The organism is Mesorhizobium sp. P160219 (assembly GCF_057786095.1).
In genome coordinates this window covers 1,455,778-1,478,039 of record NZ_JBYNWG010000001.1, presented here as the reverse complement: position 1 = coordinate 1,478,039, position 22,262 = coordinate 1,455,778, and the positions used below count along the sequence as shown (strand labels likewise).

The window sequence follows — 22,262 nt, the reverse complement described above, 5'->3', positions numbered from 1 at the left end:
CCGCGGACCCCATCCGGCCCTTCGGGCCACCCTCCCCTCAAGGGGGAGGGATATCCGAGCTACTCGAACACGATGTTCGGCACCGCCGCTTCGGCCGCGCCGCGTTCTTCGTTGACCCGGTCCCAGACCTTCGAAGCAATGCCGCGATAGATCTTCGCCTCGGCGCTGTCTGGCTTCGACGCCACCACCGGAGCACCTTCATCAGAACTTTCGCGAATGCCCATTTCCAGCGGCACTTCGCCGAGGAAGGTCACGCCGAGTCGCTCGGCCTCGCGCCGCGCCCCGCCATGGCCAAAGATGTCGTAGCGCTTGCCGGTATCGGGGGCTATGAAATAGCTCATGTTCTCCACGATGCCGAGCAGCGGCACGTCGACCTTCTTGAACATATTCAATCCTTTGCGGGCGTCGATCAGCGCCAGGTCCTGCGGCGTCGAGACGATGACGGCGCCGGCCAGCGGCACCTGCTGGGCCATGGTCAGCTGGGCGTCGCCGGTGCCGGGCGGCATGTCGACGACGAGCACGTCGAGGCGGCCCCATTCGACCTCGCGCAGCATCTGCGTCAGCGCCGACATCACCATCGGACCGCGCCAGATCATCGGCGTCTCCTCGTCGACGAGGAAGCCCATCGACATCACCTTAAGGCCGTAATTCTCCATCGGTTTCAGGATCTTGCCGTCGACGGTCTGCGGCCGGCCATGGATGTTGAGCAGCCTGGGCATGGACGGGCCATAAATATCGGCATCGAGCACGCCGACACGCAAACCGTTGGCGGCGAGGCCAAGCGCGATGTTGACGGCGGTGGTCGACTTGCCGACGCCGCCCTTGCCGGACGCCACCGCGATGATCGCCTCGATGCCGGGCACGCCGCGCTTGCCCGACCTTTCCGAGGCCGGGGCGTGCGGGGCTGGAGAGTGTGGAGCTGGGCGCGGCGCGGCTGGCGCAGCCGGGGGTGCCGGCCTGGGCGCGGGACGCGACGCAACCGGAGCCTCCATGCCGCCGCCCTTCTTCTCCGCCGTCAGCGCGACGACGGCGCCGGCGACACCAGGGATCGCCTTGACGACACGCTCGGCTGCGGCGCGCAGCGGCTCCATCTCCTGTGCACGGGCGGCGGGAACGGTGATCGAGAAAAACACTTTCGAATCGGCGATGAAAATCTCCGAAACCATGCCGAGGTCGACGATGTTGCCGGTGAAGTCCGGCCCGTTGACCGTCTTCAGACGCTCGGTGACGATTTCCTTGGTGACGGACATGCATTGTTCCCTAAGGCGTTTGGCTGCGGCTCAGATAGTGCAGATTGGCAGCGACTCCAAGCACCACAGTGTCCGCCTCACCTTGCCAGGCCAACCGCAAGGTAGGTGAGCGCCGAAATTGCAGCCGTGGCCGGCAAGGTGACGATCCAGGCGATGACGATGTTGCCGGCAATGCCCCAGCGCACGGCCGAGACGCGACGGGCAGCGCCGACACCGATGATGGCCCCGGTGATCGTATGGGTGGTCGACACGGGAACGCCAAGCCAGGTGGCGGCAAACAGGGTGATGGCGCCGCCGGTCTCGGCGCAGAAGCCCTGCATCGGGTTCAACCGGGTGATCTTCGAGCCCATCGTGTGGACGATGCGCCAGCCGCCGAACAAAGTGCCGAGCGCCAGTGCTGTCTGACAGGTGAGGACGACCCACAGCGGCACGTAGAACGTCCCGCCGAGCATACCTTGCGAATAGAGCAGCACGGCGATGATGCCCATGGTTTTCTGGGCGTCGTTGCCGCCGTGCCCTAGCGAATAAAGCGAGGCCGAAAAGAACTGCATGACGCGGAAAGTGCTGTCGACGGCGAACGGTGTCTGGCGCACGAACAGCCAGGAAACGGCCAGGATCAGGACCAGCGCCAGAACAAACCCTGTCGCCGGCGACACGACGATTGCGGCGACCGTCTTGCCAAGCCCGGTCCAGACGATGGCGCCGGGCCCAGCCTTTGCAACGCCGGCGCCGACGAGCCCGCCGATCAGGGCATGCGAACTGCTGGACGGGATGCCGGCAATCCAGGTGACGATGTTCCAGACGATGGCGCCGACGAGCGCCGAGAAGATCACCGCCGGCGTGACGATGCTGACGTCGACGATACCTTTTCCCACAGTTTCAGCCACGTGAAGGCCGAAGAACATGAAGGCGATGAAATTGAAGAAAGCCGCCCACAAGACCGCATATTGTGGTCTCAGCACGCGGGTGGAGACGATGGTGGCGATGGAGTTCGCCGCATCGTGCAAGCCGTTTAGGAAATCGAAAAACAGCGCGACGGCGACAAGGCCGATCAGCACGGGAAAGGCGATGGTGGCTTCCATTGCCTAAACGTTCTCGATAACGATGCCGCTGATCTCGTTGGCGACGTCCTCAAAGCGGTCGACCACCTTCTCCAGCTGGCCGTAGATCTCCGAGCCGATCAGGTAGGCCATCGGATCGCTGCGGCCATGCCGCTTGAACAGGTCCTTCAATCCCTGCTCATGCAGATCGTCGGCGCGGCTTTCGACGCGCATCACCTCTTCGGCGATGGCGTTGAGGCGTACCGTGTGCGTGCCGACCTTGCTGAGCAGCGGGATCGCTTCGGCAACCAGCCTGGAGGCGGCAACGATGACGCCGCCCATCTCCTGCATCAGCGGGTCGAATTCCTTCTTTTCGAACAGCTTCACCGTCTTGACGGTCTTGTGCATCATGTCGATGGCGTCATCCATCGACTGGATCAGGTCCTTGATGTCGCCGCGATCGAAGGGCGTGATGAAGGAACGCCGCACCGCCAGCAGCACTTCGGCCGTGATATGATCGGCCTCGTCCTCGAGATCGATGATCTTCTGGCACCAACGATCGATGTCCTTGCCCTGCAGGAGCTGCTCCAGCGCCTCGGCGCCGCCGACCACGGTGCGGGAATGCCGTTCAAAGAGGTCGAAGAAGCGATCTTCGCGCGGCAAAAGCTTGCGGAACCAGCCCAGCATGTCCGATCTCCTCGTATTCCATCCAACCACATAGCGCCGTGTTCGGCCGGGGGAAACAGCCAGCCGGCCCAAAGATGTGGATGCATGGCCAATTGCGGGTAGAGCTTGCGGCGAAAGGCAATTTCCCCGACCTTGCGCGCAACGAACGGACGGATGGGATGATCGACAAGCTCGAATTCTTCATCGCGCTGGCCAAGGAGGAGCATTTCGGCCGGGCGGCGGAAGCGTGCGGCGTCACGCAGCCGACCTTGTCGGCCGGGATCAAGCAGCTGGAGGGCCAGCTCGGCGTCATGCTGGTCAATCGCGGTTCGCGCTTTCAGGGGCTGACGCCGGAAGGCAAGCAGGTGCTGGTGTGGGCGCGTCGCATCGTCGGCGATTCCAGGACCATGCGCGAAGAGATGCGGGCGGCGCGACATGGCCTGTCCGGGCGTATCCGTATTGCCGCCATCCCAACCGCCCTCGCCATGGTGGCGCGGCTGACGACGCCATTTCGCGAGAAGCACCCGGGCGTCACCTTCTCTATCCTGTCGCGCACCTCGATCGAGGTGTTGTCGCTGCTCGGCAATTTCGACGTCGATGCCGGCATCACCTATCTCGACAACGAGCCTCTCGGACGGGTGACGAGCGTGCCGCTCTATGACGAGCGCTACCAGCTGATCACGGCGGTCGGAAATCCCTATTCGGATCGCGACAAAGTGACATGGGCCGAAATCAGCCAGCTGCCGCTCTGCCTGTTGACGCCGGACATGCAGAACCGCCGCATCATCGACCAGCATCTGGCCGAGGCCGGCGTGCAGGTGCGGCCGACACTGGAATCCAACTCGATGATCGTGCTGTTCTCCCACATACGGACAGGCAAATGGTCGTCGATCATGCCGCTCAACCTGGCGGAAACATTCGGTTTTTCCGAACCGATCCGGGCCATTCCGATCGTCGAACCGGATGCCAGCCACACGGTCGGGCTGGTCGCCGCGCCGCGCGAACCGCACACGCCGCTGGTGCAGGCGCTGCTGGACGAGGCGATGGCGCTGGCAGACGATTTCCGCGCCAATCGCTGAGCTAGTCATAACTGGTCAACCGGCGCGATAGAAATTTTCTATCGTGCAACGAAACCGCTTTATTGATTTCAGAGGTTTTCTCTGATTTCTTAAGCACTTAGCGATTAAGCGGCGTAGGCATGTCGTTGTTCCAAAACTGCTTCATGCTTTTGGACGATTATATGCATCGATCGCTACGATAGGGAGGGCGCTGCGTGACGATGCAGCCTGCAAGTACCGAGATACAGTCGCGCACGGCGGCGATCATCCAGGAGTTGAAGGGCCTCGAAGGCCCCCTGCTGCCGATCCTGCACGAGATCCAGGAAGAATTTGGCCACGTGCCGCAGGACGCCGTGCCCGTCATCGCCGATGGGCTGAACCTGTCGAGAGCCGAAGTGCATGGCGTCGTGACCTTCTATCATGATTTCCGTGCCCGGCCGGCTGGCCGGCATGTGCTCAAGCTCTGCCAGGCGGAAGCCTGCCAGTCGATGGGTTCGGATGCGATCGCCGCAAAGGTCAAGCAGTTGTTGGGCATCGATTTCCATGAGACCACCCGCGACGGATCGGTTACACTTGAGCCTGTCTATTGCCTCGGGCTGTGCGCCTGTTCACCGTCGGCGATGCTGGATGGTGAGGTGATCGGGCGGCTCGATGACGAGAAGATCGAAGAGATCGTCGGGGAGGTACGCTCATGATCCCGCGCATCTACATTCCAGGTGACTCCGGCGCGCTGGCGCTCGGCGCCGAAAAGGTCGCCAAGGCTGTTCGTGCGGAACTGGCTGAACGGGGCGTCGAGGCCAAGATCGTCCGCAACGGCTCGCGCGGCGCCTATTTCCTCGAACCGATGGTCGAGGTCGCGACCGAAAAGGGCCGCGTCGCTTACGGGCCGGTCAAGCCATCGGACGTCAAGAGCCTGTTCGACAGCGGCTTTCTCACCGGCGGGCATCACAAGCGCTGGCTGGGCGCGCCCGACAAAATCCCGTTCCTGGCCAAGCAGACGCGCCTGACCTTTGCGCGTTGCGGCATCAACGACCCGCTATCGCTCGATGCCTACAAGTCACTGGGCGGGCTCAAGGGCCTGCAGAACGCGGTGGCCATGGCGCCGCTCGACATCGTCAAACAGGTCACGGAATCGGGCTTGCGCGGCCGCGGCGGCGCCGGCTTCCCGACCGGCATCAAGTGGAAGACGGTGCTCGATACGACATCTGACCGCAAATACATCGTCTGCAATGCCGACGAGGGCGACAGCGCCACCTTTGCCGACCGCATGATTATGGAGGGCGACCCCTTCGTGCTCATCGAAGGCATGACGATTGCCGGCATCGCCACCGGCGCGACCAAGGGGTTCGTCTATATCCGCTCGGAATATCCGCATGCGGTGGCTGTCATGAACAAGGCTGTCGAGGTCGCCCGCAAGGCAGGCGTGCTCGGCGTCAGCGTGCTGGGTTCGCCCAACGCCTTCGACATGGAAATCCGCGTCGGCGCCGGCGCCTATGTCTGCGGCGAGGAAACTTCGCTGCTGAACAGCCTTGAAGGCAAGCGCGGCGTGGTGCGAGCCAAGCCACCGCTGCCGGCAATCCAGGGTCTGTTCGGCAAGCCGACGGTGATCAACAACGTCATCAGCCTGGCCTCCGTGCCCATCATCATGGACAAGGGTGCTGCCTTCTACAAGGATTTCGGCATGGGCCGCTCGCGCGGCACGATCCCGATACAGATCGCCGGCAACGTCAAGTTCGGCGGCCTGTTCGAGGCGGCGTTCGGCATGACGCTGGGCGAGATCGTCGACGATATCGGCGGCGGTACGGCCACTGGTCGCCCGGTGAAGGCGGTGCAGGTCGGCGGCCCGCTCGGCGCCTATTTCCCGCGCGGCCTGTTCGACACGCCGTTCGACTACGAAGAGTTCGCGAAGCGCGACGGACTGATCGGCCATGCCGGCATCACCGTGTTCGACGACACGGCCGACATGCTGAAGCAGGCGCGCTTTGCCATGGAGTTCTGCGCCATCGAAAGCTGCGGCAAGTGCACGCCCTGCCGCATCGGCTCGATACGCGGGGTGGAGACCATCGACCGGCTTGCCGCCGGCATCGAGCCGGAGAAGAACCTGGCACTGGTCACCGATCTCTGCAACACGATGAAGTTCGGATCGCTCTGCGCGCTGGGCGGCTTCACGCCCTATCCGGTGATGAGCTCGATCACCCATTTCCCCGAAGATTTCAAGCCCGCGCCGGCGCGCGTGGCTGCTGAATAGGAGCTGGCAGATGAATATCAAGGCCGACTTCCCGACACTCATCGAAGAACTCGATTACGGAACCCCGGAATCGAAGGCGCAAAAGCAGGTTACGCTGATCGTCGACGGCCGCAGCATCAGCGTGCCGGAGGGTACGTCGATCATGCGCGCGGCGATGGAAGGCGGGGTCGAGATCCCAAAACTCTGCGCTACCGACATGCTGGACTCGTTCGGCTCCTGCCGCGTCTGCCTGGTCGAGATCGACGGGCGCGGCGGCACGCCGGCATCCTGCACGACGCCCGTCGGCGAAGGCATGGTGGTGCGCACGCAATCCGAGCGGCTCGACGCCATCCGCCGCGGTGTCATGGAGCTTTACGTCTCCGACCACCCGACCGGCTGGAACGAGAAGGCCGGCACCGGCGCCAGCGAGTTCGACGTTGTGGCGAAATCGGTCGGCCTGACCGAGAACCGCTTCGGCATCGAGGGCCGCAACCACGTCAAGCAGGAAAACGGCGTCGCGCCCGGCCATGGCTCGCTGGCGGTCGACTACATCGCCCGCGACGAGTCCAACCCATATTTCACCTACGATCCGGCGCAATGTATCGTCTGCTCGCGCTGCGTGCGGGCCTGCGAGGAGGTGCAGGGCACCTTCGCGCTGACGATCGAGGGCCGCGGTTTCGAATCGCGCATGGTCGCCGGCATGCACGAGGATTTCATCGCCTCCGAATGCGTGTCCTGCGGCGCCTGCGTGCAGGCCTGTCCGACCGATGCGCTGCGTGAAAAGACCGTGCTTGAGAAAGGCATGCCCGAGCGCTCCGCCGTCACCACCTGCGCCTATTGCGGCGTCGGCTGCTCGTTCAAGGCCGAAGTGAAGGACGACGAAGTCATTCGCATGATGCCCTACAAGGACGGCAAGGCGAACCACGGCCACTCCTGCGTGAAGGGCCGTTTCGCCTATGGATATGCCACCCACAAGGACCGCATCCTGTCGCCTATGATCCGGGAAAAGGTCAGCGATCCCTGGCGCGAGGTGAGCTGGGAAGAGGCCATCGCCCATACGGCCAAGGAATTCCGCCGTATCCAGTATCAATACGGCCGCACCTCGATCGGCGGTATCACGTCCTCGCGCTGCACGAATGAAGAGACCTATCTCGTCCAGAAGCTGGTGCGCCAAGGCTTCCGCAACAACAATGTCGACACTTGCGCGCGCGTCTGCCACTCGCCGACCGGCTACGGCCTCGGCCAGACCTATGGCACCTCGGCCGGCACGCAGGATTTCGATTCCGTCGATTTCACCGACGTCGCCGTCATCATCGGCGCCAATCCGGCTTCCGCGCACCCGGTGTTCGCCTCGCGGCTGAAGAAGCGGCTGCGCCAGGGCGCCAAGCTGATCGTGCTCGATCCGCGCCGAACCGAAATGGTCAAGTCGGCGCATATTGAGGCCGACTATCACCTGCCGCTGAAGCCGGGCACCAACGTGGCGGTGCTGACGGCGCTGGCGCATGTCATCGTTACCGAAGGGCTTTTCGACGAAGCCTTCATCCGCGATCGCTGCGACTGGGCGGAGTTCCAGGATTGGGCTTCTTTCGTCGCCTTGCCGGAAAACAACCCCGAAATCGTGGGCAAGCTGTCCGGCGTCGATCCCGAACTGATCCGAGGTGCTGCGCGGCTCTATGCCAAGGGCGGCAATGGCGCGATTTATTATGGCCTTGGCGTCACCGAACACAGCCAGGGTTCGACCACGGTTATGGCTATCGCCAACCTTGCCATGGCGACGGGCAATATCGGCCGTCCCGGCGTCGGCGTGAACCCGCTGCGCGGCCAGAACAACGTGCAGGGTTCCTGCGACATGGGCTCGTTCCCGCATGAACTGCCGGGCTACCGCCACATCTCCGGCGAGGCGGTGCGCGACATCTATGAGACGTTGTGGGGGGTGAAGCTCGACGACGAACCGGGCCTGCGCATCCCCAACATGCTGGATGCCGCCGTCGACGGCTCCTTCAAGGGCATCTACATCCAGGGCGAGGACATCCTGCAGTCGGACCCTGATACCAAGCATGTCGCGGCCGGCCTGGCGGCGATGGAATGCGTGGTCGTGCACGACCTGTTCCTCAACGAGACCGCCAACTACGCGCATGTCTTCCTGCCGGGCTCGACCTTCCTGGAGAAGGACGGCACTTTCACCAATGCCGAGCGCCGCATCAACATGGTGCGCAAGGTTCTGGAGCCGAAGGCGCGCTACGCCGACTGGGAAGCGACACAGGAGCTTGCCCGTGCGATCGGGCTGGACTGGAACTATCAGCATCCCTCCGAGATCATGGACGAGGTTGCAAAAACGACGCCGAGCTTCGCCGGCGTGTCCTTCGAGCTGCTCGACCGTGTCGGATCCGTGCAATGGCCCTGCAACGAGAAGGCGCCGCTCGGCACACCGATCATGCATATGGATGGCTTCGTGCGTGGCAAGGGCAAGTTCATCCGCACTGAATATGTCGCGACCGACGAGCGGACCGGGCCGCGTTTCCCGTTGCTGCTGACCACCGGCCGCATTCTCAGCCAGTACAATGTCGGTGCACAGACAAGGCGCACCGAAAACGTCATGTGGCACTCGGAAGATCGGTTGGAGATCCATCCGCACGACGCCGAGAACCGCGGCCTGCGCGATGGCGACTGGGTGCGGCTGACCAGCCGTTCGGGCGAGACGACGCTGCGTGCGCTGATCACCGACCGGGTGTCGCCGGGCGTGGTCTACACCACCTTCCACCATCCGGACACGCAGGCCAACGTCATCACCACCGACTTCTCCGACTGGGCGACCAATTGTCCGGAGTACAAGGTGACCGCAGTGCAGGTCGGCGCGTCGAACGGACCTTCGGACTGGCAGCGCGACTATAACGAGCAGGCCGAGCAGAGCCGCCGCATCGCTCCGCTACAGGCGGCGGAGTAGTCTGGGTAGACTCGCCGCCGGAGGAAACAAGAGTGACTCAAAAGGAAGCCTACGAAACGCTTCTGCGCCTATGTGAGAAGCAAGGCGCCGACCTGAACCAGTTTTTGTTCGATATCCAGGGACATGCTTCCGAGGAGGATTTCAACAACCTTCGCCGCATTGTCGCGTACATAATGGGCTACGGGCATCATAAGGCCTATGAATCCATCGCGCGCGATGTTCCGGAACTGACACCGGATTGGATGAAGGGACCCTGATGCGCTCCCGCCAGCCAATCAGCCAGATCTCTCGCCTCGCCCACCGTGCAAGTGGCACCGCGGCGGCCAACCGCATGGTGCCGGAGGAGACGCCGGTGGCGTTCTCGTTTGCCGGCACCACCCATGCGGTGATGATGGCGAGCCCGGCCGACTTCGAGGATTTCGCGCTCGGCTTCTCGCTGACCGAAGGCATCATCGGTTTGCCTGACGAGATCGAGGCGATCGAGGTCGAGGACCATGGCGCCGGCATCGATATCCAGATCCGGCTGAAGGACCAGGCCAATACGCGCTTCGAGGCGCGGCGGCGGCGGCTCGCCGGCCCGGTCGGCTGTGGGCTGTGCGGCATCGAATCCATCGAGGAAGCGATGCGCTCGGTCGATAAGGTTAGTGCGTCCAAGCTTACGCTTGAAGCCGACGACATCGTTCGCTCAGTCAAGCTTTTGTCGAAGGTGCAGCCGCTGCATTCCGAGACCGGTGCAGTGCATGCCGCAGGGTTTTATGTGCCCGGCAAGGGCATCGTCATGGCGCGCGAGGATGTCGGCCGGCACAATGCGCTGGACAAACTGGCCGGCGCGCTGGCCAAGGCCGGCATTGACGGTGCATCGGGCGCGGTGGTGGTGACATCACGCGTCTCAGTGGAGATGGTGCAGAAAACGGCGGCGATCGGCTCCGCCTTCATCATCGCCGTGTCGGCGCCAACAGCCCTTGCCATCCGCACCGCCGAAGAGGCCGGCATGACGCTGGTGGCGCTGGTGCGCGGCGACGATTTCGATGTTTTCACCCACCCGGAACGGGTGGTCTTGGGAGTTGCCCAGCATGTCGCATGACGAAGAACACATCACGAGCACCGGGGAAAAGCTGGTGCGCATGGCCAACCAGATCGCCGCCTTCTTCCATTCAAGGCCCCGTGAGGAAGGTGTGGCGGGCGTGGCCGAGCACATCAACAAGTTCTGGGAGCCCAGGATGCGCCGGCAGTTCTTCGAGATGCTGGACAGCGGCGGCGAAGGTTTTGACGAACTCGTCGTCGTGGCCTCGGCCAGGATCAAGCGGCCGAAGACCGAGGAGCAGGCCGATGTGAGCATCGGCTACGTCCAACCCACGGGTGCAGAGAGCGCCGCTCCCCAGAAATAGCCTCCCCCAGAAATGGCGGGCGAACACGGTTCGCCGCGGGCTATATTCCTGTCTTCTAAAGTTTGGCTGCCGCATCCGCCAGGCGTCTGCTATGGTCGGCGATCAGAAATCGTCTGGCCGGGCGGGATAGCAACGTGAGGCCGATCGAGACGCGATATGCCCTCAGCGGCGACGTGCGGATCGCCTATCAGGTGGTCGGCCAGGGATCGTTCGACCTGGTTTTCGTGCCCGGCTTCATCTCCAATCTCGACCTGCATTGGGAAGACGAGGGCTACGCCAGGCTCTTGAAACGGCTCTCGGCGTTCTCGCGGCTGATCCTGTTCGACAAGCGCGGCACCGGCCTGTCCGACCGCGTCGACCCACGCCACCTGCCCAGCCTCGAAACCCGCATGGACGATGTGCGCGCGGTGATGGATGCCACCGGCAGCGGGCGCGCGGCCTTGCTCGGCGCTTCGGAAGGCGCGCCGATGGCAATGTTGTTTGCCGCCACCTATCCGGAACGGACACGAGCGCTGGCGCTCTATGGCGGTTATGCGCATTTCCACAAATGGGTGATGTCGCCGGAGCGCCTCGAGGCCTTCATCGCGACGGCCGGCACGGAATGGGGCACGGGCGCCACACTGCCCAACTTCGCTCCCGGCCGGGTAGATGATGCGCATTTCACCCAGTGGTGGGCCCGCTTCGAGCGGCTGTCGGCCAGTCCGACGGCAGCGGCAGCCCTTGCCCGGATGAATGCCGGAATCGATGTGCGCGGCGTGCTTTCGGCGATCGGCGCACCGACACTGCTCATTCATCGCCGCAACGACGCGCGGGTCGACCCGGACGCCAGCCGCTTCCTGGCGAAAGAGATCGCCAATGCGCGATTGGTCGAGGTCCCCGGGCGCGACCACCCGATCTGGACCGGCGATGTCGACCGGGTGGCTGACCTGATCGAGGAATTCCTGACCGGCGAGCGTGCCGTGGCCGAAGCGGAGCGCGTGCTTGCCGCTCTTCTGGCGACACGCATCTACGACACGGCGCGGGTTGGCGACCGCATGTGGAGCGAACGTAGCGAGCGCTTCCAGGAGAGCTGGCGGCAGCTGGTCGGCCGTCATGGCGGACGCGTCGCCGGCATCCATGGCGAATTGATGATCTCGCGCTTCGACGGGCCGGCGCGGGCCATACGCTGCGCGGCGGCACTGCGCGATGCGGCGCAACATATGGGCATTGCAAGCGCCCAGGGCGCCCATGTCGGTGAGGTCGAAATGCGCGGGCCGCCGGTGGGGCTGATGGCACGGGTGACGATGCAGATCGCCGCCCATGCCGGGCGCGGCGATATTCTGGCGTCGCGGCTGGCCGCCGATCTGGCGGCGGGATCCGGCCTGCATTTCATCGATGCCGGGCGTGTCACGGTGGATGAGCTGGACGAGCCGCTGGCGCTGGTCCAGGCAACGTCGGAACAGCACCTGGAGCCGGCCTGCCGCCGCAAGGCGAAACCCGCCGAGCCGGCTCAACTGACGGCGCGCGAAAGCGAGGTGGTGATCCTGATCGCCGACGGCAAGAGCAATGCCGCGATCGCCGCCGAGCTGAGGCTCAGCGAGCATACGGTCAAGCGTCATGTCGCCAACATATTGCTGAAGCTCGATTTGCCGTCACGGGCGGCGGCAGCGGCATTTTCCGCCAGGCAGGCTGGCCCGGACGGGCCATAGGGACCATGGCGCTTTCGGGCGAAGCGGCCAGGTGGGGTCGAGGCGTACCAATTCTCTCCATGCAGGCCAGGCGGATGTCGCCGGGAAAGGCACTGCGGATGGAGGATGCAATGCTGAAGTCAAACAGGTCGATCAAATCGCTGGTGATAGCGGCAGGCGTTGGCGCGCTGTTCACGATCGCTCCCGCCAGAGCCGAGGATGCCTCGGCGGCCGCCGCCTACAAGGACATCGAGGCGACGCTCGGCTCAGTGCCGGACATGTTCAAGACGCTGCCCGATGTCGCGGTTGCCGGCGCCTGGGCCGAGATCAAGGGTGTGCAGCTCAACCCCAAGACCGCGCTCGACGGCAAGACCAAGGAACTGCTGGGGCTGGCCGTCGCCTCGCAGATCCCCTGCCAGTACTGCATTTATTTCCACACCGAGGCCGCCAAGCTCAATGGCGCGACCGATGAGGAGATCAAGGAGGCGATCGCGATGGCGGCCATCGTGCGCCACTGGTCGACGATGCTCAACGGCAGCCAGGTCGATTTCGCGACCTTCAAACAACAGACCGACGGCGTGTTCGCAGCCGTCAAAGCCAAGTCGCAGTGAAAGAAACTGCCGGGCGGTGCGCCGGGCATTGCTTGTGATCATTCAACCGCCCGATCAACGGGCCATGGAGGAGAAGATGCTGACCAAGACGCAGAGCGTGGACGGCGCGGCGATCAAGAAAGCGATCGAAGGACGGGACGGCAGGATGCTCGCTAGCTTCTATGCCGACGACGCACTGGTGCGGGTGATCGACCGCAACAATCCGCCGAGCAAGCCGCGCGAGATCCGCGGCCGGGCGGCGATCAGCACCTTCTGGGACGACATCTGCAGCCGGGCGATGACCCACAAGGTCGACACCACCATCGCCGATGGCGACAATCTCGCCTTCACCCAGGCCTGCGCCTATCCGGACGGAACGAAAGTGTTCTGCGCGGCGATGCTGGAGCTGAAGAATGGGCGGATCGCACGACAGACCGTCGTGCAGGCCTGGGACGAGTAGTTCCACCGCGGAAAGATCAACCGCGGTTTGGGCCGCAAAACTGGAGGAGACAAAAATGTTCAGCGCCAGATGGCAGATCGACGCCAAGTTCGGGCACAAGCAGACCGTGCTCGACCTGTTGAAGAAATGGGAACGCGAGATCGGCTCTCAGGTCGGCATTGCCGATCTCGAGTTCCAGATCATGACCGGTTCGGTCGGAGCTCGGGAAGCGACGGTCGAATCGCATCATCAGGTCGAAAGCCTTGCCCAGCTGGAGGGATTCTTCGCCAGGATCGGCAAGATCGACGCGCACGCCAAATGGGGCAAGGAGATGGAGCCCTACGTCGTTTCAGGCACCAGCCTTTGGAACATCTACCGCATCGTGGAGTAGCCGTGCAGGTGCAGCAGTTTTCGGCCATCAGTTGCGGCGGCCGAAACTCGTCCGCTGCCCGGAAAACCGCCCTTCCCTGGCCGATCCGGCAGCCGCGACACGTGCCGGCTGATTGGGCAATGTGGCCTGCTTGGCCAGGGCCGCCGCTATCAAGGCGTCGGCCTGGCGCGCGCGCTGGTCCGCGCCGGCATCTCCGGCAGGGTTGCCCGCCACGGCGGAGGTCGACATCCGCCGGCGGGGTTTGAAAGCAAGATAGAGAAGCAACGCGCCGAGCAGTCCAGCGCCAATGACGATCGTCAAACGCGTGCCGGTCATGCCGGTGCGTTCGATCTGGGTGGGGTTGGCGGGGTTCTGGACGACGGTGAGCTTGTCGCCGACCTGCGGTTCGCGGGCACCGTTCTTGTTCAGCTCCATCGTGGCCTCGACGGCGTCGGCGCCGGTGCCGACGCGCAAGGTGCCGGTGAATTTCTGGGTCACCTTCCACTCTTTGTCAGCATGAACCGTCTTGAACGCATCCACCAGTTCGCACGGGATCGTGGCGGTGCTGACGGTCTTGTAGACAATCTTGTGGGCGGTCGATTCCATGTCGCATTCGACATTGACCGCGAGGATTTCAGCAGGCGCCTCGGGCCAGCCGCTCTTCTTGATCATGTCCTTGCCGCCGAACACAGCGATCAGCAGACAGAAGCCGCCAATGAGTACCAGCTTGATCTTGGTCGTGTTCATGCGCAAACCCCTCGCCGCGCGGTTTCCCGGCAAGAGGCTGCTCGTTCAGGTTGAATATTCAGTAAATCGTGAACTCCCGCCGTACCGCAAAAGTAACTCTCGCTTAATGTACAGAAAACGGGTTGGCGAACATTTTAGAGATATTGGCAGCCTCTACCCATGCGCGACCATCACATGACGAACGGCGGTATAATCCTCCAGCGCATAGAGAGACATGTCCTTGCCGTAGCCAGACTGCTTCAGCCCGCCATGCGGCATCTCGTTGGTCAGCATGAAATGGGTGTTGATCCAGGTGCAGCCATATTGCAGACGGGCGGCCGTCGCCATGGCGCGCGAGACGTTCTTGGTCCACACCGAGGATGCCAGGCCGTAGTCGCTGTCATTGGCCCAGTTCACGGCTTCATCGACTTCGGAGAAGCGGGTGATGGAGACGACCGGACCGAACACTTCGCGGCGCACGATCTCGTCTTCCTGCAGCGCGCCGGCAACCACCGTCGGCTGGTAATAGAAGCCGGAGCCTTCGCCCGGCTTGCCGCCGGTGGTGATCTCGATGTGCTTCAGTTCCGAAGCGCGCTCGACGAAGCTCGAGACTCGATCGCGCTGGCGGCGCGAGATCAGCGGCCCGATCTCGTTTTCGGTGTCGTCGGGCTGGTTGTATTTGATGGTCGAGACGGCAGATGAGAGATCGGCGACGAGCTTGTCGTAGATCTTCTTGCCGGCATAGATGCGGCAGGCGGCTGTACAATCCTGCCCGGCATTGTAGTAGCCGAAAGCGCGCAGGCCGTTGACCACGGCGCCGAGGTCGGCATCGTCGAAAACGATGACCGGCGCCTTGCCGCCGAGTTCCAGATGCGTGCGCTTGACCGACTTGGCGGCGGCCTGCAGCACCTTCTTGCCCGTGGCGACGTCGCCGGTGATCGAAATCATGTTGACCTTGGCGTGATTGATCAGCGTGTTGCCGACGCTGTCGCCGCGGCCGAGCACGACATTGACGACGCCCTCGGGCAGCACCTCGGCCAGGATCCTGGCCAGCTTCAGCGCCGTCAGCGGCGTCTGCTCCGACGGCTTGAAGACGACGGTGTTGCCGCCGGCAATGGCCGGCGCCAGCTTCCAGGCCATCATCATCAGTGGATAGTTCCACGGCGCGATGGAAGCGACGATGCCGATCGGGTCGCGCCGCACCATCGAGGTGTGGCCGGGCAGATATTCGCCGGCGACCACGCCCGGCATCGAACGTACCGCGCCGGCAAAGAAGCGATAGCAGTCGACGATCGCCGGGATTTCGTCATTGAGCACGGCGTTGATCGGCTTGCCGCAATTCAGCGCCTCGAGCGCCGCGAACTCCCGCGCGTTGGCCTCGATGCGGTCGGCGATCTTGAGGAGATAGCCGGAGCGCTGCGCCGGCGTTGTGCGTGACCACAAGACGAACGCTCGCTCGGCGGCAGTAACAGCCGCCTCGATCTGCGCCTGGCTGGCTTCAGGCAGGTTGAGAATGGTCGCCCCGGTCTTTGGATTCAGAATTGGCTCCTCGGTCTCGGTGCCGTTCTCGAAGCTCGAGCCGATCAGCATCTGGGTGTCCATGCAGGTTCTCCTCGGTCAGGAGCGAGTAGCGAATAGCGAGTAGCGAATAGGGCTGGTCGTGCAATCTCCCCTATTCGCTATTCGCTACTCCCTATTCGCTGTTCTTCATTTGCCCGAACCGGCGATCTGGTCGCCGTCGCGGGTCAGGTAATAGGCGGCAAGGATGGGCAGCAGCGTCACCAGCACCACGACCATGGCGACGACATTGGTGACCGGACGCTGGCGTGGGCGGATCAGCTCTTCCAGCATCCAGATCGGCACGGTCTGCTGCTGGCCGGCGGTGAAGGTGGTGACGATGACCTCGTCGAAGGACAGCGCGAAGGCGAGCATCCCCCCGGCAAGCAGAGCGGTGGCGATGTTGGGCAGCACGACGTGCCGGAAGGTCTGGAAGCCGTCGGCGCCGAGATCCATCGAGGCCTCGATCATTGAGCCGGAAGTGCGGCGGAAACGGGCGACCGCATTGTTGTAGACGACGACAACGCAGAAGGTGGCGTGGCCGAGCACGATCGTCCAGAACGAGAACGGGATGTCGGCTAGCGAGAAGGCCGAGCGCAACGCGATGCCGGTGATGATGCCGGGCAGCGCGATCGGCAGGATGACGAGCAGCGAGATCGTCTCGCGGCCGAAGAATTTCGTCCGTGACACGGCGGCGGCGCACAGCGTGCCCAGTATCAAGGCAATCGCGGTCGAGATTGCGGCGACGCGGACCGAAAGCGACAGCGCCTGCCAGACATCCGGCCGGTTCCAGGTGACGGCGAACCATTGTGTGGTCAGCCCCGGCGGCGGCCAGACGAAGCTCTTCTCTTCCGTGGTGAAGGCACAGACGAAGATCAGCAGGATCGGCAGGTGCAGGAAGAGCAGGCCGCAAGCGGCTGCGATCTTGAGGCCGAGCGGGGCGGATTGCGAACCGTCAGAGCGCATCGAAGGCCCCCATGCGCTTGGCGCCCCAGAGATAGAAACCCATGATGACGATGGGCACGACGGTGAAGGCGGCGGCGAGCGGGATGTTGCCGGCGGTGCCCTGCTGCGAATAGACGGCCTGGCCGATAAACAGCCGCGACGTGCCGATGATCTGCGGGATGATGTAGTCGCCCAGCGTCAGCGAGAAGGTGAAGATCGAGCCGGCGACGATGCCGGGCAGCGCCAGCGGGAACAGCACGTTGCGGAAGGTCTGGCCCGGCGATGCGCCGAGATCGGAGGACGCCTCGACCAGATTGCCGGGCACGCGCTCCAATGCCGCCTGCACCGGCAGGATCATGAACGGCAGCCAGACATAGACGAAGGCGATGAAGGTGCCGGTGGCGGAGACCGACAGCGAGTTGCCGCCGACGACCGGCAGCGACAGCCAGCCGTCGAGCGCCCAGAGCAGATGCAATTTGGCCAGCAGCCAGGTCAGAATGCCTTCCTTGGCGAGGATCAACTTCCAGGCGTAGATTTTCACCAGATAACTCGACCACAGCGGCAGCATGATTCCGAGATAAAACAGCGCCTTCCAGCGGCCCCGGGCATAGCGCGCCGCATAATAGGCGATCGGGAAGGCGATGGCGGCGGAGGCCAGCGTGACCAGCACCGCCATCGTCACCGTGCGCAGGATGATGTCGAGATTGGCGGGCTGGAACAGGTCGCCATAGGTCTTCAGCGTGAACTCATGGTTGATGAGGCCGGAAAATTCGTCGATCGAGAAGAAACTCTGTGCCAAGAGCGCGAACAGCGAACCGATATAGACGACGCCGAGCCACAGCACCGGCGGCGCCAACATGAGGAACAGCAGCAGTTGCGGCTTGCGCCAGAACAGGTCGGACAGCGCACCGCGCACGCCGCCGCTGCCGGGCAGGATGGCGGGGGCGGAGGTTGAGTTGAGCGCGGCGATGTTCATGGGGAGACCGCGTGCTGAAGGAACCCTGAGAAGCCGGGTTCTTTCACACCCCCCTCTGTCCTGCCGGACATCTCCCCCTCAAGGGGGGAGATCAGCAGTTTCGCTGCCTCGCCAAATCCCCAACGTTGAAGATTGGCGAAACCGGGAGGAACAGCCAATCTCCCCGCTTGAGGGGGAGATGTCCGGCAGGACAGAGGGGGGTGCTTGGCGCAAACCTCACTCATGCCGGCTCGTCCATCAAATGCAAATGCTCGCGGTTGAACGTCAGCACCACCGCTTCGCCTTCCGCCGGCAGCTTTGTCCCGGCCGGCACGATGGCGTGCAGCCTCAAGCCGTCGGCGTCGAGCGCCAGCCTGGTCGTGGCGCCGAGATAGTTGGTTCCGACCAGGCGCGCGGCAACCCCTTCGCCTTTCGCAATGCTGCCGATGCGGATCGATTCGGGGCGCAGGCTGCCCCAGCGGTCCTGGCCGGAATAACGCTGGACGAAATCCGGCGGCAACACATTGGAGGAGCCGACGAAATCGGCGACGAAGCGTGTCCTGGGCCGCTGGTAGATGTCTTCCGGCGTGCCGATCTGCATGATCTTGCCGTCATTGAAGACGGCAACGCGGTCGGCCATCGACAGCGCTTCGCCCTGATCATGGGTGACGAAGACGAAGGTGATGCCGAGCGCCTTCTGCAGCGACTTCAGCTCTTCCTGCATGTTCTCGCGCAGCTTGAGGTCGAGCGCGCCGAGCGGCTCGTCGAGCAAAAGCACCTTGGGCTGGTTGACCAGCGCACGGGCCAGCGCGACGCGCTGGCGTTGGCCGCCGGAGAGCTGGCCGGGACGGCGGGCGCCATAGCCGGGAAGCCGCACCAGTGACAATGCCTCTTCCGCCGCCTTCTGCCGCTGCGGCTTGGCGATGCCCTTGACCATCAGCCCGTAGGCGACATTGTCCAGCACGTTCAAATGCGGGAACAGCGCGTAGTCCTGGAACACCGTGTTGACGTTGCGGCGATAGGGCGGCACGCCCTCGGCGCGGTCGCCGAAGATCGAGATCGAGCCCGATGTCGGCTGCTCGAAGCCGGCGATGAGGCGCAGGCAGGTAGTCTTGCCGGACCCCGACGGACCAAGCATGGCGAAGAACTCGCCCGGCACGATGTCGAGATCGACCGCATCGACGGCGCGCACGCTGCCGAAATGGCGAGAGACTTTCTGGAAGGAAACGGCCGAGGTCATGGGCTGTCCTGATCTGTTGCCGGTTTGTGGTTCGTCGAAATAGCTCTTGCCGCCACCAATCAGGCCAGCGGGCACGGCACTTCACCTCCCCCTCGATGGGGAGGTCGCGGCGAAGCCGCGGGTGGGGGTGACTAGCACCGGACGTCAGCGCTGCCCCCACCCCGACGCTGCGCGTCGACCCTCCCCACAAGGGGGTGGGTTAAAGGGAGCTCAACGCCCGCCGATGACGCCGATATAGTCGGACACCCAGCGGTAGTAAGGCACGCACTGGTCGTTCTGGGTTGCGCACTTGGAGACCGGGGTCTTCCAGAACTTGATCTTGTCGAAGTTCTCGTAGCCGTTGGTCTTGCAGCCTTCCTCGCCGAGCAGCTCGTTGCCCTTGCAGGCAGCGGGCACCACGGGGAGCGAGCCGAACCAGGCCGAGACATCGCCCTGGACCTTGGGCGACAGCGAATGCTCAAGCCACATATAGGCGCAGTTGGGATGCGCGGCGTCGGCCTCCATCATGGTGGTGTCGGCCCAGCCGGTGACGCCTTCTTCCGGCACGGTCGAGGCGACCGGCTTCTTGGCGGCAACCAGCGTGTTGACCTGGTAAGGCCACGAACCGGAAGCGACGACGCCTTCGTTCTGGAAATCGTCGACCTGGATGGCGGCGTCATGCCAGTAGCGGCCGACCAGCGTCCGCTGAACACGCAGCAGCTCGAGCGCTGCCTTGTACTGGTCTTCGTTCAATTCGTACGGGTCCTTAATGCCGAGTTCCGGCTTGTGGAACATCAAATAGTTGGCGGCGTCGGCGATGTGGATCGGGCCGTCATAGGCCTGGACGCGGCCCTTGTTGGACTTGCCGTCCGGCAGGTTCATTTCCTCGAAGACGACGTTCCAGCTCTTGGGCGCTTCCTTGAAGACATCGGTGTTGTACATCAGGATGTTCGGGCCCCACTGATAGGGAACGCCGTAATGCACCTTGTCGACGGTGAACCAGGGCGCATCCTTCAGACGGTCGTCTACCGCCTTCCAGCTCGGGATGAGATCGGTGTTGATCGGCTGCACGCGCTTGCCGGCAACGAGGCGCAGCGATGCGTCACCCGAAGCGGTGACTAGATCGAACCCACCCTCATTCATCAGCGAGACCATCTCGTCGGAGGTGTTCGCGGTCTTGACGTTGACCTTGCAGCCGCTCTCCTTCTCGAAGGAGGTCACCCAGTCATAGCCCTTGTCGGTTTCGCCGCGCTCGATGTACCCCGGCCAGGCAACGATGCTGACCTCCCCTTCGCCCTTGCCAAGTTCCTTGACCTGGGCGACAGCCTGACCGGAAAAGGTCAGCGCGACCATCAAGGCGGTGCACGTCTTCAGGAATGAATTCATCGTCAATCTCCCATTTGGCGCCTGACTGCGAAGCGAGTCGCCGCCGCGGTCAGCCGCAGGCTGAAAAGCGTCAGTTCATCCGATGGCACGTTGCCGCTCTGATGGCGGCTTTCGTCCCTGACATGAAAAGTGCTCGGAAAATTCCGGTTTCGCAAATTTATTTATCAGAAACGCGATATCGGTTTTTCCGATAGATAACCACGCACCCTATCAACGCTGCTGGCGTACCATACGCTGCGACTGGGCAAGGCCGATGAAGTCGCGCGACGCCTGCGGCAGACCGGAGCCGCGGCGCCAGACCATGCCGACCTGGACGACCGGCAGGGAACCCGAAATGTCGCGCGATTCGATGCGGTCGCCTTCCAGCGACCACGGCCGGTAGACTAGGTCGGGCAGCAACGCCACGCCCGCACCTGTGGCGACGAGGCTGCGAACGGCTTCGACCGAGCGGGTGCGAAAGGCGACATGCGGCCTGGCGCCGATCGCCGCCAGAAGCTTGCCGGTGTTCTCCTCGATCTCGTCGACGGTCAGCATGATCAGCGGCTCGCCGGCAATGTCGCCTATGCCGATAATGTCGGCGCTGGCCAGCTTGTGGCCGAGCGGGACCCACAGCCGGTAGGCCGAGACCTCGAGGATTTCCGACTGCAGCGCGGTGCGGTCGCGCAAATTGGAGGTGACCATGACGGCAATGTCGAGCTTGCCGCCGATCAGCAGATGTTCGAGATAGTCGCCATTGTCCTCGATGGCCGAGACATCGACGCCGGGATAGGCGCGGCGGTAGCGCGCCAGCAGATCGGACAGCACATAGCCCGCGACCAGCGAGGTGACGCCGAGCTGCAGCCGCCCGCCGGCCACCACCTGGTCGTCGGAAAAAGCGCGGCGCGCGTCGGAGACGTCGGCCAGGATCTTGGTCGCATGGCGCAGGAACTGGTGGCCTTTGTGGGTAATGTTGAGGCCACGCGGATGGCGCTCGAACAATTCGACGCCGAGATCGCTCTCCAGCTCCTTGATCGCCTCGGTGACCGAGGATTGCGAGATGGAGAGGTTTTGTGCGGCGCCCGACACCGTGCCTTGCTCGGCGACGGCAATGAAGAACTGCAGCTGGCGGATGGTGAAAGCCATGGCCGGACTAAACACCGGCGCGCCGGGGAAGGAAAGCCGAAGGCGGAGCTTATACCCATACTGCTTGAGGCGCCTCCTGGTCAGCCGAACCCGAGGCGCCGCCGGCAGGCAGGACCGTAGCGAAGCGCGAGCATAAACGCCGTCTCCAGCGCCAAAACGATGATGATGATGCGAAAACCGATGGCATAGGAATCCCTGCCGCTGCCGCGCATAAGGTAGCCGGTGACGAGGAAGCCGGTGTTCCATAGCGTGGCGCCGAGCAGCGTCGCCGCCGCGAAGGGCAAGAGTGGAAGACGGAGCGCGCCGGCCGCGATCGGCAGATAGTTGCGAACCGTCGGGATGAACTGCGCCAGCAAGGAGACCCGGACATGATGGCGGCGATAGGCCTGACCAAGCTTGCTGTAGGTCGCATAGCGCAAGCAGACATATTTGCCGAAACGCTGGACCAGCCTGTCGGCACGATCCAAGCCAATCCGACGACCCAAACTATACCAGACAAGGCAGCCTGTGATGGCGGACAGCGTCGTTACCAGAAGCAGGATCGCCAGCGCCGGGAGATCGGGGGCTGCCGTCATGCCGAGGAACAGCAGCAGCACATGCGAGGGCGGCAGCGGCAGGATCTTTTCTGTGAAGGCGAGGCAGGCGACGCCGAGCAGGCCGAAGCCCAGGATCGCCGACAGTGGATCAGTCATGCGAAGCGCCAGTCATAGGTT

The 22,262-nt window shown here is 63.6% G+C and carries 22 protein-coding genes; 11 read left to right on the top strand and 11 right to left on the bottom strand.

Going from position 1 to position 22,262, the window contains the following annotated elements; genetic code table 11:
- Window positions 1–59: 59 nt before the first annotated feature.
- From AC3EMP_RS07280 to AC3EMP_RS07270, 3 genes are all read right to left on the bottom strand, one after another.
- A complete protein-coding gene (locus tag AC3EMP_RS07280; RefSeq protein ID WP_286440766.1) occupies window positions 60–1,250 on the bottom strand; it encodes an Mrp/NBP35 family ATP-binding protein in 1,191 nt (396 codons plus the stop codon).
- Between the two features lie 77 nt (window positions 1,251–1,327).
- Window positions 1,328–2,332 (bottom strand): inorganic phosphate transporter, encoded by a 1,005-nt coding sequence (locus AC3EMP_RS07275; RefSeq protein WP_023688789.1) that lies wholly within the window; start codon window positions 2,330–2,332, stop codon window positions 1,328–1,330.
- 3 nt (window positions 2,333–2,335) lie between these two features.
- Window positions 2,336–2,977, bottom strand: coding sequence for a DUF47 domain-containing protein (locus tag AC3EMP_RS07270; RefSeq protein WP_023673429.1), 642 nt, complete (start codon window positions 2,975–2,977; stop codon window positions 2,336–2,338).
- 158 nt (window positions 2,978–3,135) lie between these two features.
- On the opposite strand from AC3EMP_RS07270, the gene AC3EMP_RS07265 reads away from it, so the two are divergent.
- The 11 genes from AC3EMP_RS07265 (at window position 3,136) to AC3EMP_RS07215 (ending at window position 13,660) form a co-directional block, all read left to right on the top strand.
- On the top strand, window positions 3,136–4,035 hold the full coding sequence (locus AC3EMP_RS07265) for a LysR family transcriptional regulator (protein ID WP_023688790.1): 900 nt from the start codon (window positions 3,136–3,138) through the stop codon (window positions 4,033–4,035).
- A gap of 194 nt (window positions 4,036–4,229) precedes the next feature.
- Complete coding sequence (locus tag AC3EMP_RS07260; protein WP_023688791.1) at window positions 4,230–4,709, top strand: formate dehydrogenase subunit gamma; 480 nt, start codon at window positions 4,230–4,232, stop codon at window positions 4,707–4,709.
- Window positions 4,706–6,262 carry a formate dehydrogenase beta subunit gene (locus tag AC3EMP_RS07255; RefSeq protein WP_023673426.1) on the top strand — a complete coding sequence of 519 codons (1,557 nt, stop codon included), beginning with the start codon at window positions 4,706–4,708 and terminating at the stop codon, window positions 6,260–6,262. Before AC3EMP_RS07260 ends, AC3EMP_RS07255 begins: the two co-directional genes overlap by 4 nt.
- A gap of 10 nt (window positions 6,263–6,272) precedes the next feature.
- Entirely contained in the window at window positions 6,273–9,185 is a 2,913-nt protein-coding gene (gene fdhF / locus AC3EMP_RS07250) for a formate dehydrogenase subunit alpha (protein ID WP_023698931.1), read from the top strand.
- 32 nt (window positions 9,186–9,217) lie between these two features.
- Entirely contained in the window at window positions 9,218–9,442 is a 225-nt protein-coding gene (locus tag AC3EMP_RS07245) for a hypothetical protein (RefSeq protein ID WP_023688794.1), read from the top strand.
- Window positions 9,442–10,269, top strand: coding sequence for a formate dehydrogenase accessory sulfurtransferase FdhD (fdhD, locus tag AC3EMP_RS07240; protein WP_352710322.1), 828 nt, complete (start codon window positions 9,442–9,444; stop codon window positions 10,267–10,269). The genes AC3EMP_RS07245 and fdhD overlap by 1 nt, the downstream gene beginning before the upstream one ends.
- Complete coding sequence (locus AC3EMP_RS07235; protein ID WP_023688796.1) at window positions 10,259–10,573, top strand: formate dehydrogenase subunit delta; 315 nt, start codon at window positions 10,259–10,261, stop codon at window positions 10,571–10,573. Before fdhD ends, AC3EMP_RS07235 begins: the two co-directional genes overlap by 11 nt.
- A gap of 134 nt (window positions 10,574–10,707) precedes the next feature.
- On the top strand, window positions 10,708–12,261 hold the full coding sequence (locus AC3EMP_RS07230) for an alpha/beta fold hydrolase (RefSeq protein WP_352710319.1): 1,554 nt from the start codon (window positions 10,708–10,710) through the stop codon (window positions 12,259–12,261).
- 110 nt (window positions 12,262–12,371) lie between these two features.
- The gene (locus AC3EMP_RS07225; protein ID WP_023688798.1) at window positions 12,372–12,851 is read left to right on the top strand and encodes a carboxymuconolactone decarboxylase family protein; all 480 of its coding nucleotides are present in this window, start codon (window positions 12,372–12,374) and stop codon (window positions 12,849–12,851) included.
- A 76-nt stretch (window positions 12,852–12,927) separates the two neighbouring features.
- The gene (locus tag AC3EMP_RS07220; protein ID WP_023688799.1) at window positions 12,928–13,290 is read left to right on the top strand and encodes a nuclear transport factor 2 family protein; all 363 of its coding nucleotides are present in this window, start codon (window positions 12,928–12,930) and stop codon (window positions 13,288–13,290) included.
- Between the two features lie 55 nt (window positions 13,291–13,345).
- On the top strand, window positions 13,346–13,660 hold the full coding sequence (locus tag AC3EMP_RS07215; protein WP_023738143.1) for a hypothetical protein: 315 nt from the start codon (window positions 13,346–13,348) through the stop codon (window positions 13,658–13,660).
- Window positions 13,661–13,687: 27 nt separating this feature from the next.
- Here the strand turns inward: AC3EMP_RS07215 and AC3EMP_RS07210 are convergent, their stop codons facing one another.
- The 8 genes from AC3EMP_RS07210 to AC3EMP_RS07175 form a co-directional block, all read right to left on the bottom strand.
- Window positions 13,688–14,386 carry a DUF3592 domain-containing protein gene (locus AC3EMP_RS07210; protein WP_023673418.1) on the bottom strand — a complete coding sequence of 233 codons (699 nt, stop codon included), beginning with the start codon at window positions 14,384–14,386 and terminating at the stop codon, window positions 13,688–13,690.
- A gap of 153 nt (window positions 14,387–14,539) precedes the next feature.
- Entirely contained in the window at window positions 14,540–15,967 is a 1,428-nt protein-coding gene (locus tag AC3EMP_RS07205) for a gamma-aminobutyraldehyde dehydrogenase (RefSeq protein WP_023692629.1), read from the bottom strand.
- 105 nt (window positions 15,968–16,072) lie between these two features.
- Window positions 16,073–16,888 carry an ABC transporter permease gene (locus AC3EMP_RS07200; protein WP_352710316.1) on the bottom strand — a complete coding sequence of 272 codons (816 nt, stop codon included), beginning with the start codon at window positions 16,886–16,888 and terminating at the stop codon, window positions 16,073–16,075.
- The gene (locus tag AC3EMP_RS07195) at window positions 16,878–17,843 is read right to left on the bottom strand and encodes an ABC transporter permease (RefSeq protein WP_352710313.1); all 966 of its coding nucleotides are present in this window, start codon (window positions 17,841–17,843) and stop codon (window positions 16,878–16,880) included. The genes AC3EMP_RS07200 and AC3EMP_RS07195 overlap by 11 nt, the downstream gene beginning before the upstream one ends.
- A gap of 220 nt (window positions 17,844–18,063) precedes the next feature.
- The gene (locus AC3EMP_RS07190; protein ID WP_023692631.1) at window positions 18,064–19,062 is read right to left on the bottom strand and encodes an ABC transporter ATP-binding protein; all 999 of its coding nucleotides are present in this window, start codon (window positions 19,060–19,062) and stop codon (window positions 18,064–18,066) included.
- 210 nt (window positions 19,063–19,272) lie between these two features.
- Window positions 19,273–20,427, bottom strand: a complete 1,155-nt coding sequence (locus AC3EMP_RS07185; protein WP_023698923.1) for an ABC transporter substrate-binding protein — start codon at window positions 20,425–20,427, stop codon at window positions 19,273–19,275.
- Between the two features lie 210 nt (window positions 20,428–20,637).
- Entirely contained in the window at window positions 20,638–21,549 is a 912-nt protein-coding gene (locus AC3EMP_RS07180; protein ID WP_023673412.1) for a LysR family transcriptional regulator, read from the bottom strand.
- Between the two features lie 80 nt (window positions 21,550–21,629).
- Window positions 21,630–22,241: a DedA family protein gene (locus AC3EMP_RS07175; RefSeq protein ID WP_023698922.1), complete on the bottom strand. Its 612-nt coding sequence runs from the start codon at window positions 22,239–22,241 to the stop codon at window positions 21,630–21,632.
- Window positions 22,242–22,262: the final 21 nt, after the last annotated feature.